The sequence below is a fragment of the Halopiger aswanensis genome (genome assembly GCF_003610195.1).
In the GTDB taxonomy this organism is placed as follows: Archaea; Halobacteriota; Halobacteria; order Halobacteriales; family Natrialbaceae; genus Halopiger; species Halopiger aswanensis.
Genome location: NZ_RAPO01000003.1, coordinates 96,425 through 112,216 on the forward strand (window position 1 = coordinate 96,425; position 15,792 = coordinate 112,216).

The following is a 15,792-nucleotide window of genomic DNA, read 5'->3' on the forward strand; positions in this document are numbered from 1 at the left end:
GACAGGCGGCGGGTTCGCCCCGAATTACCGGCGAATCCGCGTCCGGACCAGACACGCTATCCGCCTCGAGCCCCTACCCCGAGCCAGACTATGCTGACGGACACGCCGGGGATCCACCACGTGACGGGAATCGTCGGCGACGCCCAGGAGGCCATCGACTTCTACACCGGCGTGCTCGGACTCGCCCTCGACACGCAGACGGTGAACTTCGAGGACGTCCTCCAGCACCACCTCTACTTCGGCGACGCGGCTGGAACGCCGGGCACGGTCTTTACCGTCTTCGCCGACCCGCACGGCGATCCGGGTCGCGTCGGCAAACCGCAAGTCGAGCGGGTCTCGTTTCTCGTTCCGGACGAGAACCTCGCGTACTGGCGCGACCGCCTTCGCGAGCACGACGTCGCACTCGAGGACGACGAACCGCTCGAGCGCGAGCGGTTGGACGAACGCGTTCTCCGCTTCGAAGATCCGGTCGGGACGCACCTCGAACTCGTCGGCGGTTCGCCCGGCGAGATCGAAGCCGCCGCCGTCGAGCCGTGGACCGCCGGCCCGGTTCCGGACGACGTCGCGATCCGCGGCCTACACGGTGTCTCGGCGCTGTCCGTCAACCCCTACGCGACCGCGAGTACGCTCGAGACGCTGGGATTCGAGTACGAGGCGGAAACCGACGAGCGCGTGCGGTACCGGGCGCCGGGCGACCGGGCGACGGTCGTCGACGTCCTCGACCGCGAGGCGCCGTTCGGTCGGGAGGGGATCGGCACGCACCACCACGTCGCGGTTCGCGTCGAGGAAGAGGACGACCTCTACGAGTGGCGGAAACTGTTCGACGACCGCGGCTACGACGTCTCCCGCGTGAAGGATCGGCACTTCTTCCACTCGCTGTACGTCCGCGAGCCGGGCGGCGTGCTCTTCGAGTTGGCCACCGAAACCGACGGCGTTGCCGCGAACGATACGTCCAAATCGGGCACATCGCTGTACCTCCCCGAGTGGTTCGAGCGGGACCGCGATCTGATCGAGAGCCAACTGCCGGAGCTAACTGTTCCGGATATCGATTCAGCGTAAGCGATGACCGACGACCCTCGCCGTCCGATGGATTTCGTCTCCGGTCCTCACGGCGGCCAGCCGCTGCTAACCGCCGGCGCACCCGCACTGGCAGCCGAGGCGGCCCTCATCCTCTGTCACGGCCGCGGTGCCACCGCACAGGGCGTCGTCAACCTCTTCGAACCCGTCTACCAGCATGGCGTCACCGTCCTCGCGCCGCAAGCCGACCGCAGCCGTTGGTATCCGAAGTCTGCGTCCGCGCCGCGGACTGACAACGAACCGTGGCTCACCTCGAGCGTCGAGTGCGTCGCGGCGGCGCTCGAGGCCGCGCGAGAAATCGATATCCCGCCGGAGAAAACCGTCATCGCCGGCTTCTCGCAGGGTGCCTGCGTCGCCGCCGAGTTCGTTCGCCGGAATCCGCGGCGGTACGGCGGGCTCTGCTGTCTCTCCGGGACACTCCCTGGTGCGCTCGACGACGACTGGACGGTCGCCGAATCCAACGGCAGCGACCCGCTCGAGGGAACGCCAGTCCTCCTCGGGTACGGTGAAGACGATCCCCACCTCGAGCCCGACCGAGTTGCGAGAACGGTTCGGACGTTCGAGGATGCGGGCGCGACCGTCGATGAACGGGCCTATTCCGATACCGGACACGAGGTTACGGACGACGAGTTCGACGCGATAGCCGCGCTGCTCGAGGGGCTCCTGTCGACGTAGGCGCCAAAACAAAAACCGGCCGCGTCAGCGTTCGACGACGATCGTCAGGCCGTCGCTTCCGCGTCTTCGACCTCCTCCAGACTCTCGAGCGCCTGGATCACGTCGCGGCGGTAGTTCTCGACGGGCGAGTCGTACCGGTCGCGGGCCATCTCGGCGTACTCGTTGGTCGGGGCGGTCGAGCCGCTCTCGGGCGCTTCCTGCTCGCTTTCCCACTCCTGGAAGGCCTCGATGCGCTCGAGCGTACGTTCTGCGGTTTCGACGACCCAGCGGTCGCGGGTGTCGTCGTCGACGACCGCGATGTTCTCCGGGCGGAGGGAGACGTTGACCGTGCCGTCCTCCGTCTCGTAGGTGCGGGGTTTACCGACGACGGAAACGTAGGCCGGCGGCTCGGTGTCGCGAAGCGTCGCGGCCGCCTCGGGCTGGTACTGACCGGCGTAGACGAAGAACGTCCCGGTCGGGTCGACGACCCGGCCGCGCCAGTACTCGCTGTCCTCGCCGACGTCCTCGGTTTCGGTGAGCGTGCCGACGATGAACACGCGGTTCGCGCGGTCGCCCGTCGGGAGCAGGGCGTAGTTGGGCGCGCGTTCGTCGTCGCTTTCCTTGAACGAGTACGTCGAGTCGTTGAATTCCGATGCGAAGACGCGGCGAGCGACTTCGCGGGTGAGTTCTGCCTGGCTCATATCACATCGACCTCGCTTTGATCAGCAGGTCCTCTGCATCCGCCGGTCCGTCGAGTTCTTCGACCTCGTCGGCCAGCACGTAGCGGCCGAACGTCGGGCCCTCGATCCGGTAGTAGGTACCGACGATGTCGTCCGCAATCTCGTCGGCGACGATGGTCGTGTCTAAGGCGTCCATCGCCATGTCCTTGGCCTCCTCGAGGCTCAGCCCGGTCAGTTCCTCGGTGGCGTCCTTGTCGAAGATGACCTCGTGGGCGTCGATACCGTCGTCGACGACGGCCTTGATCCGGAGGTCGAACTCGCCCTCGACCTCGCCGTGTTCGTTACAGCGGCCGTTCTGCAGGACGCGGGTACAGTCGTCCTTCGGGCAGCGCTTGATCAGGCCGCTGCCGCTTTGCATGTCCACGAGCGCGCCCTCGATCTCGCTCGTGTCGTCGCCGACCTCGAGTTCCTCGTCGAGTTCCTCCACGACGGTCGTGCTGTTGAGTTTGACCGAGTACCGGCCCTGGTACTCGTCGGTGACGACGTTGCGGAGTTCGTAGACGCCGCCCTCTTCGAGCGTCGGCAGGTCGGATTTGGCCCACTTGGTGAACTTGATCGTCCCCGTCGGGTCGCCGAGCAGGCCGACCTGCGCGACGGAGTCGCTGCGGGGATCCCACAGTTCGATGACCTTCGCGGTGAGGTCGATCCACTCCTCGGGCTCGTCGACGTCCTCGATCTTGGCGGCCTCGCTCGAGCCGCCCGCGAGATCGTCGCGCTCTAAGCCGGCTTCCTCGAGGTAGTGGTTGGTGACGCTTCGTCGGGCCTCGTCGATCGGCACTTTGTACTCGTCGACGAGGGTCGTCAGCCGCTCCTCGATGTCGTCGACGCTGACGTCTATATGGTCCGAAAACTGGTCGTGAATATCGTCTGCGTGCTGTCGTACGTCGCTCATTGTGTCACGCCTCCTCTTTCGTTTCAACGGGAGGCATACGCCCATTCGCGCCGGATGGTATTTAAATCTCCGGCACCGGAGCGAAAGTGGACAGCGGGCCTGAGTCGCCCGAATCGGGGATACGGGCCGGCGACGGATTACTCGTCACCGTAGGCCGACAGCGACTGGTCGGTGGTGTCCTTCCGGTGGCGCGTGGCCAGGCCTGCGAGGTGGGGTGCCTCGGGGACGATCAGCTCCTCGCAGGCGGTTTGACAGGCGCTCCGACTGCCGGGCAGACAGAAGACCGGCGTATCGACCGCGATGCCGGCCGTCGCGCGCGAGGCCATCGCGCGCGTGCCGACTTCTTCCCACGAGAGCGAGCGGAACAGTTCGCCGAAGCCGGGCAGCTCGCGCTCGAACAGCGACGCGGTCGCCTCCGGCGAGACGTCGTCGGCGGTGACACCCGTTCCGCCGGTCGCAAGCACGACGTCGATATCCCGGCGCGCGACGAGGCTGCGTACGGCCGTCCGGATCGCCGAGTAGTCGTCGCGGACGAGTACCCGTTCCTGGACCTCGTGGCCCTCGTCCTCGAAACACTCCTGGATCATGTCGCCGCCCGGGTCGTCGGGATCGTCCTCGTCCGCCTGCGCGCGCGAACTCGAGACCGTGACGATTCCGACGTAGAGGGGATCGATGACGTCGTGACCGTGGTCGTCCGTGCTCCGCCTGTCGCTGTGATCCTGTGTTGTCATACGCGCGTGTGCGTGTCGGAGGCCGATAATAGCTCCCCTCGGATCGCCTTGAGTTCGAAAACGAGCAGCTACGAATCGGCGGTGCCGTAACTACCGGAACGAAGAGTGTTATGAAGAAGCGCCGAAGCCAGGACTCGAACCTGGGACAACCTCGTTAACAGCGAGGTGCTCTACCATCTGAGCTACTTCGGCTCATCTCCTGATTGGGTGGTGGATTTGATAGGGCTTTCGTTTTCACTTCTTGCGATTCGATACCTCATCACCCGCTGCTCGAGGGGTTCGATACCCTTTCACCCGCCGCTCGAGAAGGCTCCGATAATGAGCGACGAGCACGCAGACGCCAACGGAGGTGCGAGACGCAACGACTTCGAGCGCGTCCTCACCACCGTTCGCGAGCGCGTCGACCCCGACGCGGAGGAACGCGAGCGGTTGCGCGAGGTGGCTGACCGACTGACAGAGCGCGCCGAGGCGGCCGCGACCGATCTGTGTCCCGACGCCGACGTGTTGCAGGTCGGCTCGACCGCACGGAACACGTGGATCAGCGGCGACCGCGACATCGACGTCTTCGTCCGCTTCCCGCCGGAACTGGACCGCGAGACGCTCGAACAGTACGGCCTCGAAGTTGGCCACGCGACGCTCCCCGACGGCCACGAGGAGTACGCCGAACACCCCTACGTCAAGGGGACCGTCGAGGGGTTCGACGTCGACGTCGTCCCCTGCTTCCGCCTCGAGTCGGCCACCGAAATCCGGTCGGCCGTCGACCGGACGCCGTTTCACACGCAGTACCTCGAGCAACGGCTGGACGACGACCTCGCGGGTGACGTGCGCCTCGCGAAGCAGTTCCTGAAGGGGATCGGCGCCTACGGCAGCGACCTCCGAACCCAGGGGTTCAGCGGCTACCTCACCGAACTGCTGGTCTGCGAGTACGGCGGCTTCCGCGACCTGCTCGAGGCGGCGGCCGACTGGCAGCCGCAGGTCGAACTCGATCCCGAGGATCACGGCGAGCGCGAGACGGCTTCGCCGTCTCGGAACGAGGAGGGCGGCGTTGCCGACCTCCCATTCGACGACCCGCTCGTCGTCATCGATCCGACCGATCCCGAGCGCAACGTCGCCGCGGTCTGTTCGGCCGAGAACGTCGCCCGGTTCCAGCACTACGCCCGCGAGTTCCTCGCCGAGCCGGCGGTCGAGTTCTTCGAACCCGCAGATCCGGAGCCGCTGACGGAGTCCGAACTCCAAGAACACCTCGAGCACCGCGGAACGACGCCGGTCGCGGTGCGGTTCGACGCCCCGGACCTCGTCGAGGACCAGCTCTACCCGCAACTCCAGAAGTCTCTAGCAGGGATCACACAGGGGTTGGACGACCGCGGCTTCGACGTGTTCCGCGCGACGACGTTCGCCGACGACACCGCCGTCGTGTTCGCCGAACTCGCGGTCGCCGAACGACCGTCGGTCGAGCGCCACGAGGGGCCGCCCGTCCACGTTCCGGGTCACGCGGAGGGCTTCTACGACGCCTACGCCGACGACCCGGAGGCCTACGGCCCGTTCATCGCGGACGACCGATACGTCACCGAGCGCGAGCGCGAGTTCACCGCTGCCGCGGACTTTCTGGAGAGCGACCGACTCTTCGATGTCGGACTCGGCGCTCACATCGAGACGGTCCTCGAGGACGAGTACGAGGTGCTGGTCGGCGACGAAATCACAGGGCTGCTCGAGGAGTTCGGACGCGAACTGCGGACCTACTTCGAACCCCGGCCCTGAAAACGAGGCTCGAGCGGCCGCGGCGAGTTCGTGGCGAAAAGACGGTCAGCAGTCGATCTCGAGATCCAGTCCGTGCGCGTCGACGACGTCCTCGAGCGTCGCGACGGCGTCGTCGCTGCACTCGCCATCGGGATCGAGCGGCTCCCGCCCGTCGAAGGTCTCGTGGACCATCGCGACGCTGTCGGCGAGGACGTCCAGTCCGTAGCCCCCCTCGAGGACGAACGCGAGCGCGGCGTCGCAGTTCTCCGCGATGGTTCGCAGTCGATCGGTCATGAGGGCGTACGCCTCCGTCGAGAGCCGAATGCGCGAGATCGGATCGTGACGGTGCGCGTCGAACCCGGCGCTGACGAGCACCAGATCGACGTCGTGGGCCTCGAGGGCGGTCGCGATCGGCCCCTCGACGGCGGCGAGGTAGGCCTCGTCGCCGGTGCCGGCCGGCATCGGAACGTTCATCGTCGTCCCGCGACCGTCGCCCTCGCCGATCTCGTCGATCGCGCCGGTCCCGGGGTAGAGCCCCTTCTCGTGGATCGAGACGAAGAAGACGTCCTCGCGCTCGTAGAAGATGTCCTGGGTTCCGTTGCCGTGGTGGACGTCCCAGTCGACGACGGCGACGCGGTCGACGTCGTACTCGTCGTGATCGAGCGCGTGCTGGGCCGCGACGGCGGCGTTGTTAACGAAGCAAAAGCCCATCGCGTCGTCGACGACCGCGTGGTGTCCCGGCGGTCGGCCGATCGAGAATGGCGTCCGTCGGCCCGTCGCCCCCTCGAGGGCGGCCTCGACGGCCCAACACGCGAGCCCGCTGCTGTGGCGGATGGCTTCCCAGGTTTCCGGGACGGCGGAGGTGTCGGGATCCCAGTCCCCGCCGCCGTCGGCGCAGAACTCCCGGACCGATTCGACGTACTCCCGGTCGTGGACGGCGGCGATCGTATCGATATCGACGGGGTCGGCGTCGACGTACTCGACACCGTGTTTCTTCTTCAGTCGCTCCCTGATCGCCCGCAGCCGATCCGGCGTCTCGGGGTGGCGCGACCCGGGATCGTGTTCGAGACAGACCTCGCTGTAGCCAAATTGCATCGCGCGGTCACTCGAACAGCGAGAAGTACGTCTCGATGTCGTCTTCGGTGATGGTTCGTCGATCGGCGTGGCGCGCGAGGATCGCCGCCGACTCGGCGACGTTGTCGGCGTACGCCTCGAGAATGTCGGCGAGGGCGACACGAGCGTCCATCGAGACGCGATAGCGATCGTCGATCTCCAGTCGGGCAATCCGGTCGACCGGGGCGACCGGAAGTTCGAGGTCGTCCTTGTCGACGACCGTCTCGACGCCGAAATCCTCGGCCATCAGCGTCTTGCGCCCGTCTTGGGTCGCCCGTTCGGCGGCGTCGATCGCGAGTTCGCTCCCGTGTTCCTGAATCCGCGTTGCGAGTTCCTTCGACGCGTCAGCACTCACCCGAAGATCACCCGCGTTCCGCCGGATGATCGTATCAACCGGGGCGAACGGGAGTTCGACGTTCATATAATCATAGGCGAAGCTAACTCCCTTAACGCTTTTCCTAGCCGCTCGAGGAGGTTGCTCGGCCGTTCAGAAGACGTCGCTCGCCTCGAGGCGGCCGTCGCGGACGACCCCGCGGGCGGTTACCTCCTCGCCGAGCCCGACATCGGTGTCGGTGGCGACGCTCATGGTCGTCTCGCCGTCGTCTAAGACGACCGGGTCGCCGGCCTGGACGACGACGCCGGTGAACTCGATTTCCTCGCCGTCGGCGGGGTCGTCGTCAGTATCAGCGTCGGTGGCCGCTGCGGCGTCGTCGCTCGCACTCGAGTCGGATGGGGTGTCGGTATCGGCACCGGCATCATCGGAACCGGAATCGTCGCCGGCGAACGCCGACAGCCCTGCGTTGGCGTCGTCGGTCCCACCGCCGTCACCGCCCGCCTCGGCGGCGTCCGAATCGGACTCGAGGACGGTGATCGTCGACTGCCAGCCCGCGGAGGCCTCGAGGTCGTCCTGCCAGCCGTCCTGAATCTCGACGTCGCCGAGCGCGAGTTCGTCGCCGGGCCCGATGTCGATGTCGGCTTTCTCGCCCCACAGGGCGACGCGGATGTCGCCGGTCGCGTCCTGCACGCGGATGTTACGCACCTGGCCCTCGGAGCCGTCGTCGCGGTCGAAGGTCCGCTTGGGGTCGGCAGAGCGGACGACGCCCGCGAGGTCGACCGTCTGGCCGATTTCGACCTCTTCGATCGGCGTACTCTCGGGGACGTACTCGACGTCCTCGTCGACTTCCTCGACGGTGCCGCGGTTGCCGACGTGAAGCTCGAGGTTGCCGTCGCGTTCCTTGACGTAGCCGTCGACCACCTCGACGGTCGTGCCGGGCTCGAGTTCGGTCGCGAGATCGGCCTGCTCGTCCCACAGCGTCACGCGCACGCGGCCGGTTTCGTCGCCGACTGCGAGGTTCGAAACCTTCCCCTCGGAGCCGTCGTCGCGGTCGAACGTCCGCACGCTGTCGGTGTCGAGCACGACGCCGACGAGGTTGACGTTCGAGAGGCCGAGCGAGAGGTCCTCGACGGTGTGGGTGTCCGAGACCTGGACATCGACCTCGGTATCCGGATCCGGTTCCACGTCGTCGACGCTGACCTCGACGCCCGAGAAGCCCTCCTTCGGACGGCCCTTGATCCGCAGCACCTGTCCCTCCTCGAGTTCCTCGATCGCCGCCTCGGCGTGCTCGTCCCAGAAGGCCGCGCGGACGGAGCCGGTCTCGTCGGCGACTTCGACGTTGACGACGCGGCCGTCCTCGTCCTCGCCGTCGCGCTCGAAGGTGCGTACCTCGCCGATCGAGAGCACCTTCGCGACGAACTTCGCCTCCTCCATCCCGGGTTCGATGTCGGCGATCCCGCCGACCTCGCTCTCGCCGACCTCGTGAGCGACGAGCATCGCCGCCGTCTCCTCGTCCGCGAGTCCCCCCATCTGCTCGACTTTCGCCTCGACGGCCTCGCGAAACTCCTCGAGAGAGACGTCGGCCTCGAGGTCCTCGTATACGCCCTCGATGTCGCTCATTCTATGCTCGTGCATGGGTAGGCCGCGCATAAGCATTGCCCATTCGGTATGCAGTCTGCCTGGAGATACGGCGGTTCCGTCGACCGACTCGAGGGCTCCGTCGGGTGCGCAACCGACGCTCTCGAGTGCTCGAGACCTGCGGACGATCGCATACCGCTGCTGGCCGCGTCCCGATAGATAAACCTGCGGTTCAATTTCAATCCCGTCTCGCACAGCTCGAGTCGATCACCGACGCGTCGCCGCCGTCGTGTGAGTATCGGTCCCGTGACGGACGAGAATGCAACACAGAGCGGGGTACTTTCGAAAGGGCTTTAATGTCGAGGCGGGTACTGAGAGATGAGTCCTGATAGGGTAGTGGACTATCCTCTTGGCTTGCGGAGCCAGGGACCGGAGTTCAAATCTCCGTCAGGACGTTTTCACCGACGCAATACCACCGAGCAGCGCGAGGTGTACGCGTCGGTGTAAACTCATACACGGAGATTTGAGTAGGAAAGTCGCAGTGGTCGAGCGAAGCGAGACCGACCGTCTTTCCGCGTTCAAATCTCCGTCAGGACACTCACTTATCGCAGGCGCTTCGCATTGCTCAGCGGCTGCTCTTGCGTTCGGTCCTGACGTGCCCAACGCTCGCTGCGCTCGCGTTGGACTCCGTCAGGACGCTCGTGAAACGGCCGATCCTTCTCGAGCGGCGGCTACGAACTCCGAAGTAGTACAAAAGGCGACAGTTGGATAGAGTTCGAAGGAGAGACCCCGCAGCAGTCTCGAGCGTCGAGGACGACCTTACTGGGTAGAACCGACCGGCGACCGACCGTCGGCCACCACCGAAAGCAGTCGCGTGGCGTCCTCGAGATCGAGGGCTTCGATTCGCTCTCGGTGCGGGTCGTACTCGATCAGGCCCGCGTCCTCGAGCATCGGGACGTGGACGTGGACGAGCGAGAGGTAGACGTCCGTGACGGCGTCGGACGGAACGTCGGTGAGCGGCGCCGCGTACGTTCGGCTGACGACGGTGTTGGAAACGTCTCGAAGCGTCATCGAGTTCGTGCTCGCGAGCGCGGCGATCGCGTGGCGACGATACGGGTGGCTCAGCGCGCGAAAGAGGTGATCGTCCGGTGACACAGTATGAGACACGGGTGGGCAGTCTAGGCACCCGGCCGGGATGACGTCACCGGCTGTATATACACGGGTATATACCTGCTCGAGGCTCGAGTCTCGAGCCCCGCAGCGCGGTTACTCCTCGAGTTTCGGGTCCTCACTCGGCGGCGTCACGGCTAAGGCGTGCTGAATCAGGTTCTCGTAGCCGCGCTGGAGCCGCCGCGAGAGCGACTGTTGGCTGATGCCCAGCGAGTCGGCGACGTCGGTCAGCGAAACGTCCGTCGAGCGGTAGTACCCCATCTCCCAGGCGGTGACCAGCGCCTCGTGCTGTTTCGTCGTCAGCCCGTACTGGCCGCCCGCGCGGGGGTGGGCGCGTTCGTACAGTTGGGTGAGCGTGAACGGAATGTCGTGCTCGTCGCAGTACTCGCGGAACTGGTCGAGTCGATCGCGGTTGTTAAAGCGGATACTGAGTTCCCACTCGTCGCCCTGCGCCGAGGCCTCGAGGATCGTCGCCCCGACGGTCGTGTACGCGTAGACGATGGACTCGACGTTCTCGGTCCACTCGGCGCGGTACAGCGACGCCCGGTCGACGTCGTCGATGTGACGGAGGTGTCGGATCGAGGGATCGTCCGCAGCGGCGTCCTCGAACGCGACGCCGTCTTCGCCCGACACCCAGAAGTACGGGGTGAGCACTTCCTCGGTCGCGGCGACCCGCTCAGTCTCGATGATGAGTTCGGGCGCGGTCGCGAGCGTCTCGGCGAGCGCGAACGCGTCGGCGGGAACGTGGAATTCGCCGAAGAGACTCATCGCCGGTCGCTCCCCGTTCCCGCGCCGCTCGAGCCGGCGAACGGAGACATTACACCCCGTCCGATTGCCGCGGAGATTCGAGCGTCGAGGACTGTCGTCCGTGAATCCGGTCCGGTGCCCGCTCTCGTGATCGAGGCTGCGTCGTTTCGTCGTCGGCCTCGGAGACCGCGATGGTGATCTGGTGTTCGGAACCACCGGCTACGCTGACGGTGACGCGATACGCGGCATACGAGAACTCGATCCGCCCGCGCCGTGTCGTCCCGCCGTCTGTCGGTGCGAAGAGCGCCTCGAGCGCCTCGGGGTCGACGACGTCGTACAGCGGCGGCGAGAGATCGACTGGATCGACATCCGCCGCGTCTGCGATTGCTTGAACGAGCTGGACGGTGAGTGACTCGTCGTCAGCGACGGTATACTGGGTAGGCACATCCCGCCTAGCTACCGACTGCGTAAAAGTATCACTGTCAGAATACAACCATCATCTTCTTTGAAAGGGGTCGTTCGGATCGGCCATCGAAACGCGTATGTCCACGACCCAAAACGAACAAAACGGCCAGTAGCGCGACTCAAAACCGGTATTCGAAGCTCCAGAATCCCCGCTGCCTGACGGTGAATGCACTCACACTGGAACCCCGCTCGAGCACAATCGTGTCTATTTTTAGTGCGATACGGCCGGTTTAGATAGTTTTTTGTAAGACGATGTTGGCTCTCAGGCAGAGAACCGTATGGGATCGAAACTTCGTGACTCTTTCCGAGGCGATGCTGACGGAGAATCGCTACTGCGGCGGGACTGCGACGACACCGAACCGATTACGGTCGCCGTTATTGATGCCGTCTCGACGATGGCGGGCGTGGACCCGACCGCCCTGCCGCCGCTGTACGAAACGATCAATCCGGACGCGCTGGACGGGTTGTTCGATGCGGGATCCTCGGACGCAGAATCGGTCCGCGTCGCCTTTTCCTACGCCGACCACGAGGTCGTCGTTCAGGGCGGGCCGCCCGTGACCGTGACGGTGACGCCCGACGGGACGTAGCGGGACGACGTTACTCGTTTTGCGGTGCGATCGAAACGGTCGTCTCGTCGATATCGAGATAGGGCTCGAGATCGGTCGCATCCTCGAGGACGACGTCGCCGTTGCGCGCGTCGTACTCGAGAACGCCGTGATCGGCGAGTCGCGGAAGGTGATCGTGAAGCAGCCCGATTTTCGTGCGCTCGAACCGGTCGGTATCCGACTCGGCGACCGTGTCGTCCTGTCGGCGAGCGTCCGCGAGTCGCTCGGAGAGGGCGTCGATCGTCGTCGTCTCGGTCTCGGTCTCGAGGAGGGCAGCCACCACGCGTCTGCGGTCGGTATCGGCGAGGAGCGTAAACGCCTCGGCAGTGTTCATGGATGGGGATAGTTCAGAATCAATGAGCAAAAGGGCCGCTCCAAAATGGTTTGGTATGTCAATGAGAACGGATCGATCGCGGCGGTACAGAGCAGTGCGAGCGACGCAGTAGCGCCGCTCAGTGGGTAAAATCGGTGAGAGGAGTAAGCCCCCTTCTGTTCGGCCCGGCATTCGGCTGAGCGTCCGCGCCGTCCGCGACCCGAAGGCCGCGGGGCGTTCGGGCTACCACGGCACGGACTTGCACCGGTGAGGGTTCGCCGTTCCATCGATCCTCGGCCGTCGCAGTGCGGCCAGTCGCGCCGAGCGCGACTCGCGGGTTCGAACCGCGTTCGAACGACCGCACACGGCGGGCGGCATCCGCCGCTCGCCTGTCGGCAGTTCTCGCACCGAGGGTGCGAGAATCGCCCTTCCTCTGCGGGTTAGCTCCCCTTCCTCGCGGTCGGGTTCGCACGCATCATCGGTCGGGCCGAGACGTGTCGTTTCTGTTCCAGAGCCAGCGGTCTCCCGCTCCGGACTTGCGTCCGGTCACCTGCCCGAACTGGTGGGGGGACTTTCCTCGCGCGCGTGATGCATCCCAGGGGGATGAATCACGTTGCACAGGCGCGTCGTCACCGACGCGCCCGCCGCGGCAGCCGGGCTCTCTCTCCGGGTTTCCGTAGGACCTTGGCCGGAATAAGTGCCCCGGTCGATCCGTGGTACGGCTCTCGAACGGAATGGAAGCGTTTTAGGAGAACTATTCCCATGTACATCTGTATGTCCCAGCGACAGGGCGTCGACCTCTCCTACGAGGACGGCGCGCGCGCCGTCGAACTCGCGCGCGAAGCCGTCGAATCCTACGTACAACACGGGCAACGAGAACAACCGGGCAGCATGCGGGAAGCCTTCTACGAGCGGACGGGTGCGTTCGTCCGCCTCGAGTCGACGCGCGGCCGGGGGAGCCTGCGCGGCTGTGCCGGCGGCTACCGATCGGGCGACCAGCTCGGCCACGTCATCGTCGACGCGGCGATCGAAGCCGCCAGCGAGGACTCCTGTGGCTCCGAGGTCAGCCCCTCGGAACTGCCGAACCTGACCGTCTCGGTCTGTACCGTCAAGAACGTCGTTCTCACCGACGATCCGCTGGCCGACCTCGAGATCGGCACCCACGGCGTCGCTATCGACGGCGGCGAGGGCGGGTGGCTCTACCCGACCGTGCCGGTCGAGAACGGCTGGAGCGCACGCGAGTACCTCGATCGGACCTGTCGGAAGGCCAAGCTCGCGCCGGGCGCCTGGCAGGACGACGACGTGGTCGTGACGCTGTTCGAAGGGCAGGTCTTCCGCGAGCGAGACGCCGACGGCAGCATCGAAGAGGTCTAACGGCGAACGAAACGAACAGCGAGCAACGGACAACGGGCTGCAGACCGCGGACCGCGAACGCAAGTGGGGACGGGGTTGACGAAACGAGAACTTTCGATCCTATCGTTCGGTTTCGACGGCCGATAGCAGCCAGCGGCAGCGCCGGCGATCAGGAATCGTCGAAGCCGACCGCCTCGGCGTCCTCGAGACACCGCTCGCTGGCGTCCTCGTCGCTCCAGAGCCGGGCACTGGGACCGCCGTCACGGCGGCGCGAGTAACGGCGTCAGTTTCTCGACGACCGTGGACGGCGATTCCGGCCGGCCGATAACCACGGGCCCCTCGTCGACGTAGCGGTACTCCGGAATCGATTCGAGATCGCGGTACAGGTCGACAAACGCCTCGAGGTCGTTCGTTTCGAAGTAGGTGACGAACTCGTACTCCGAGAGACCGCTGGCGTGGTAGAGCTGGCGACGGATTCGATCGAGGTACGGAAGCGACACTTCGATGTGCTCGCGCATCCTCGCGAGGCGGTCGTCGGGCGGGAGCATCCACCACTCGGCGGTCTTCCGCACGGGGATGACGATCGCGTACTCCGGAGGCTCTGCCCCCTCGAAGCTGATGGCGGTCTCTATCGCGTCGAGATCGGGTGCCTGCGGGAGGTAGACGGGATCGCGGATCGCCCCGACGAACGCGTCGACTAGTTCCGAGCAGCGCCCGATTGGCGTCGTCCGAAACTCGCGCAGTACTTCCTGTGCGGTCGCCAGATCGCGCGCGTGGAGGCGAACGAGGTAATCCACGTCCGGCGTGAGACCCTGCGTGAGATAGGTATCCGCGAGGACCGGTTCCGTCCCGTTCCGATCCTTGAGAACGGCCTCGACGTCGTCGGCGGAGACCGCACTAGCGTCGACAGTTCGGGAGCGATCGAGTTCGAACGCGGCGAACAGTCCGTACGCGCCCGCCGCTTCGAGCGGGTCCGAATCGCGGCTCGGTGTCCCCATGTTGCAACGCGTCTTCGCTCGGCGGGATATATCTACGGCGTGGCAACGTCACGCGCGGTAGTCCGGACCTCGGCACGCGCGACGGTACAGTCACCTAGCGAATCCGACCGCCTCGGCGTCCTCGAGACAGCGCTCGCCGGCGTCCTCGAGGTCGAACTCCCGGACGATCTCGCCGTCGCGGACGAGCGGCTCGAGCAGCGCGTCGCCGTCCTCGGGGCCGTCGCGGTCGGCGAGCGCGACGTGGTGGCCCCCGTCGGGGGTGCGGTAGACCTGCTTGACGCCCGAGAGCTTGCCGCGCTTGGAGATCGGTTCGCCGTCGATTTCGACGATGTCGAGGCTGAAGTCCACCGAGTCGGCGCCCGTGATGTGGCTGCCGACGCCGAACCCGTCGGCGACGTCCCGAAGCTCACGAATAGCGTCGGGGTCGAGCCCGCCGCTGCAGAAGATGTCGACGTCCTCGTGGCCGCGCGCGTCGAGTTCCCAGCGGACCTCGCGGATGATGTGGCGGAAGTTGCCGCGTCGGGATCCGGTGGTGTCGATGCGAACGCCGTCGAGATCGTCGCCCAGCGTCTCGGCGGCTAGCAGGCTCTCGCTTTTCTCGTCCCAGAAGGTGTCGACCAGCGCGATGCGGGGGACCGCTTCGGGGACCGCCTCGTCGAATGCCGTCCACGCCTCGGCCTGGTTCCCCTCGCCGAAGCAGAACATCAGCGCGTGGGGCATCGTCCCGCTCGCCTCCCGGTCGAGGAGTTCGCCCGCGGCAACGTGGGAGAACCCGTCGAGTCCGGCGAGCAGGGCGGCCCGTTCGACCGTCGCGGCGATCGAGGGGTGGACGTGGCGCGCGCCGAAGGAGAGGACGAGCGACTCCGGCGCGGCCAGGCGCGCCTCGAGCGCGGCCGTCGCGAAGCCGCTGGGCTGTGACAGAAAGCCGAGCAGGGAGGTCTCGAGTTCGGCGAACTCGAGGTACGGCCCCTCGATCCGCAGGACGGGGCCGCCGTCGAACAGTTGCCCGTCCGGCAGCGCGTCGACGTCTACGTTGTGCCCCTCGAACAGCGTCGCGACGTCTTTCACGCCGGTGAAGACGTCGAACTCGCCGGTCGGAAACTGGTCGGCGGTCACTTCGGCGACGACGGTCGGGTTCTTCTCCGCGTGCTCGAGCGTCGCCCGGGTGCGCTCGAAGTAGGCGTCGGTCGCGGTCCCCTCGAGAATGGCCTCCGGGGTGACGGTGCCGAACGGGTTTGACATATCGGCGACTTTCGGCGGGACACAAAAAAGCTACCCGTCTGCG

At 66.1% G+C, this 15,792-nt stretch carries 17 protein-coding genes, 2 tRNA genes and 1 other RNA gene; 6 read left to right on the top strand and 14 right to left on the bottom strand.

What is annotated here, in order from left to right; genetic code table 11:
- Window positions 1–90 precede the first annotated feature (90 nt).
- Together ATJ93_RS14445 and ATJ93_RS14450 are read left to right on the top strand one after the other, a co-directional pair.
- A complete protein-coding gene (locus ATJ93_RS14445) occupies window positions 91–1,059 on the top strand; it encodes a VOC family protein (protein ID WP_120245373.1) in 969 nt (322 codons plus the stop codon).
- Window positions 1,060–1,062: 3 nt separating this feature from the next.
- Window positions 1,063–1,752, top strand: a complete 690-nt coding sequence (locus ATJ93_RS14450; protein WP_120245374.1) for an alpha/beta hydrolase — start codon at window positions 1,063–1,065, stop codon at window positions 1,750–1,752.
- Between the two features lie 44 nt (window positions 1,753–1,796).
- Here the strand turns inward: ATJ93_RS14450 and ATJ93_RS14455 are convergent, their stop codons facing one another.
- The 4 genes from ATJ93_RS14455 to ATJ93_RS14470 all read right to left on the bottom strand — a co-directional run bounded on the left by ATJ93_RS14455 (window position 1,797) and on the right by ATJ93_RS14470 (window position 4,286).
- Window positions 1,797–2,432, bottom strand: coding sequence for an RPA family protein (locus tag ATJ93_RS14455; protein WP_120245375.1), 636 nt, complete (start codon window positions 2,430–2,432; stop codon window positions 1,797–1,799).
- A gap of 1 nt (window position 2,433) precedes the next feature.
- Window positions 2,434–3,363: a replication factor A gene (locus ATJ93_RS14460; RefSeq protein ID WP_120245376.1), complete on the bottom strand. Its 930-nt coding sequence runs from the start codon at window positions 3,361–3,363 to the stop codon at window positions 2,434–2,436.
- A gap of 137 nt (window positions 3,364–3,500) precedes the next feature.
- On the bottom strand, window positions 3,501–4,094 hold the full coding sequence (locus tag ATJ93_RS14465; protein ID WP_120245377.1) for a MogA/MoaB family molybdenum cofactor biosynthesis protein: 594 nt from the start codon (window positions 4,092–4,094) through the stop codon (window positions 3,501–3,503).
- A 119-nt stretch (window positions 4,095–4,213) separates the two neighbouring features.
- A tRNA-Asn gene (locus tag ATJ93_RS14470) sits at window positions 4,214–4,286 on the bottom strand.
- A 126-nt stretch (window positions 4,287–4,412) separates the two neighbouring features.
- On the opposite strand from ATJ93_RS14470, the gene cca reads away from it, so the two are divergent.
- Window positions 4,413–5,852 (top strand): CCA tRNA nucleotidyltransferase, encoded by a 1,440-nt coding sequence (gene cca / locus ATJ93_RS14475; protein WP_120245378.1) that lies wholly within the window; start codon window positions 4,413–4,415, stop codon window positions 5,850–5,852.
- A gap of 45 nt (window positions 5,853–5,897) precedes the next feature.
- On the opposite strand, the gene ATJ93_RS14480 is transcribed toward cca, so the two are convergent.
- The 3 genes from ATJ93_RS14480 to ATJ93_RS14490 all read right to left on the bottom strand — a co-directional run bounded on the left by ATJ93_RS14480 (window position 5,898) and on the right by ATJ93_RS14490 (window position 8,898).
- Window positions 5,898–6,926, bottom strand: a complete 1,029-nt coding sequence (locus tag ATJ93_RS14480) for a histone deacetylase family protein (protein WP_120245379.1) — start codon at window positions 6,924–6,926, stop codon at window positions 5,898–5,900.
- 7 nt (window positions 6,927–6,933) lie between these two features.
- Window positions 6,934–7,365, bottom strand: coding sequence for a histone family protein (locus ATJ93_RS14485; protein WP_120245380.1), 432 nt, complete (start codon window positions 7,363–7,365; stop codon window positions 6,934–6,936).
- Window positions 7,366–7,431: 66 nt separating this feature from the next.
- Window positions 7,432–8,898, bottom strand: coding sequence for a single-stranded DNA binding protein (locus ATJ93_RS14490; protein ID WP_120245381.1), 1,467 nt, complete (start codon window positions 8,896–8,898; stop codon window positions 7,432–7,434).
- A gap of 340 nt (window positions 8,899–9,238) precedes the next feature.
- Here ATJ93_RS14490 and ATJ93_RS14495 point away from each other — a divergent pair.
- Window positions 9,239–9,311, top strand: a tRNA-Arg gene (locus tag ATJ93_RS14495).
- A 364-nt stretch (window positions 9,312–9,675) separates the two neighbouring features.
- Here ATJ93_RS14495 and ATJ93_RS14500 read toward each other — a convergent pair.
- From ATJ93_RS14500 to ATJ93_RS23705, 3 genes are all read right to left on the bottom strand, one after another.
- Window positions 9,676–10,011: a DUF7344 domain-containing protein gene (locus ATJ93_RS14500; RefSeq protein WP_120245382.1), complete on the bottom strand. Its 336-nt coding sequence runs from the start codon at window positions 10,009–10,011 to the stop codon at window positions 9,676–9,678.
- 111 nt (window positions 10,012–10,122) lie between these two features.
- Window positions 10,123–10,794: a helix-turn-helix domain-containing protein gene (locus tag ATJ93_RS14505; RefSeq protein ID WP_120245383.1), complete on the bottom strand. Its 672-nt coding sequence runs from the start codon at window positions 10,792–10,794 to the stop codon at window positions 10,123–10,125.
- Window positions 10,795–10,843: 49 nt separating this feature from the next.
- A complete protein-coding gene (locus tag ATJ93_RS23705) occupies window positions 10,844–11,218 on the bottom strand; it encodes a HalOD1 output domain-containing protein (RefSeq protein ID WP_170155585.1) in 375 nt (124 codons plus the stop codon).
- Between the two features lie 298 nt (window positions 11,219–11,516).
- Here ATJ93_RS23705 and ATJ93_RS14515 point away from each other — a divergent pair, with 298 nt between their 5' ends.
- Window positions 11,517–11,825, top strand: coding sequence for a HalOD1 output domain-containing protein (locus tag ATJ93_RS14515; RefSeq protein WP_170155586.1), 309 nt, complete (start codon window positions 11,517–11,519; stop codon window positions 11,823–11,825).
- Window positions 11,826–11,835: 10 nt separating this feature from the next.
- Here ATJ93_RS14515 and ATJ93_RS14520 read toward each other — a convergent pair whose 3' ends face one another.
- Window positions 11,836–12,177 (bottom strand): DUF7344 domain-containing protein, encoded by a 342-nt coding sequence (locus ATJ93_RS14520; RefSeq protein ID WP_120245384.1) that lies wholly within the window; start codon window positions 12,175–12,177, stop codon window positions 11,836–11,838.
- A 132-nt stretch (window positions 12,178–12,309) separates the two neighbouring features.
- Window positions 12,310–12,825, bottom strand: an RNA gene (rnpB, locus tag ATJ93_RS14525) — RNase P RNA component.
- 105 nt (window positions 12,826–12,930) lie between these two features.
- On the opposite strand from rnpB, the gene ATJ93_RS14530 reads away from it, so the two are divergent.
- On the top strand, window positions 12,931–13,530 hold the full coding sequence (locus ATJ93_RS14530; protein ID WP_120246012.1) for a TIGR00296 family protein: 600 nt from the start codon (window positions 12,931–12,933) through the stop codon (window positions 13,528–13,530).
- A 239-nt stretch (window positions 13,531–13,769) separates the two neighbouring features.
- On the opposite strand, the gene ATJ93_RS14535 is transcribed toward ATJ93_RS14530, so the two are convergent.
- On the bottom strand, window positions 13,770–14,507 hold the full coding sequence (locus tag ATJ93_RS14535) for a chlorite dismutase family protein (RefSeq protein ID WP_120245385.1): 738 nt from the start codon (window positions 14,505–14,507) through the stop codon (window positions 13,770–13,772).
- A gap of 90 nt (window positions 14,508–14,597) precedes the next feature.
- Window positions 14,598–15,749 carry a nicotinate phosphoribosyltransferase gene (locus ATJ93_RS14540; RefSeq protein WP_120245386.1) on the bottom strand — a complete coding sequence of 384 codons (1,152 nt, stop codon included), beginning with the start codon at window positions 15,747–15,749 and terminating at the stop codon, window positions 14,598–14,600.
- Window positions 15,750–15,792: the final 43 nt, after the last annotated feature.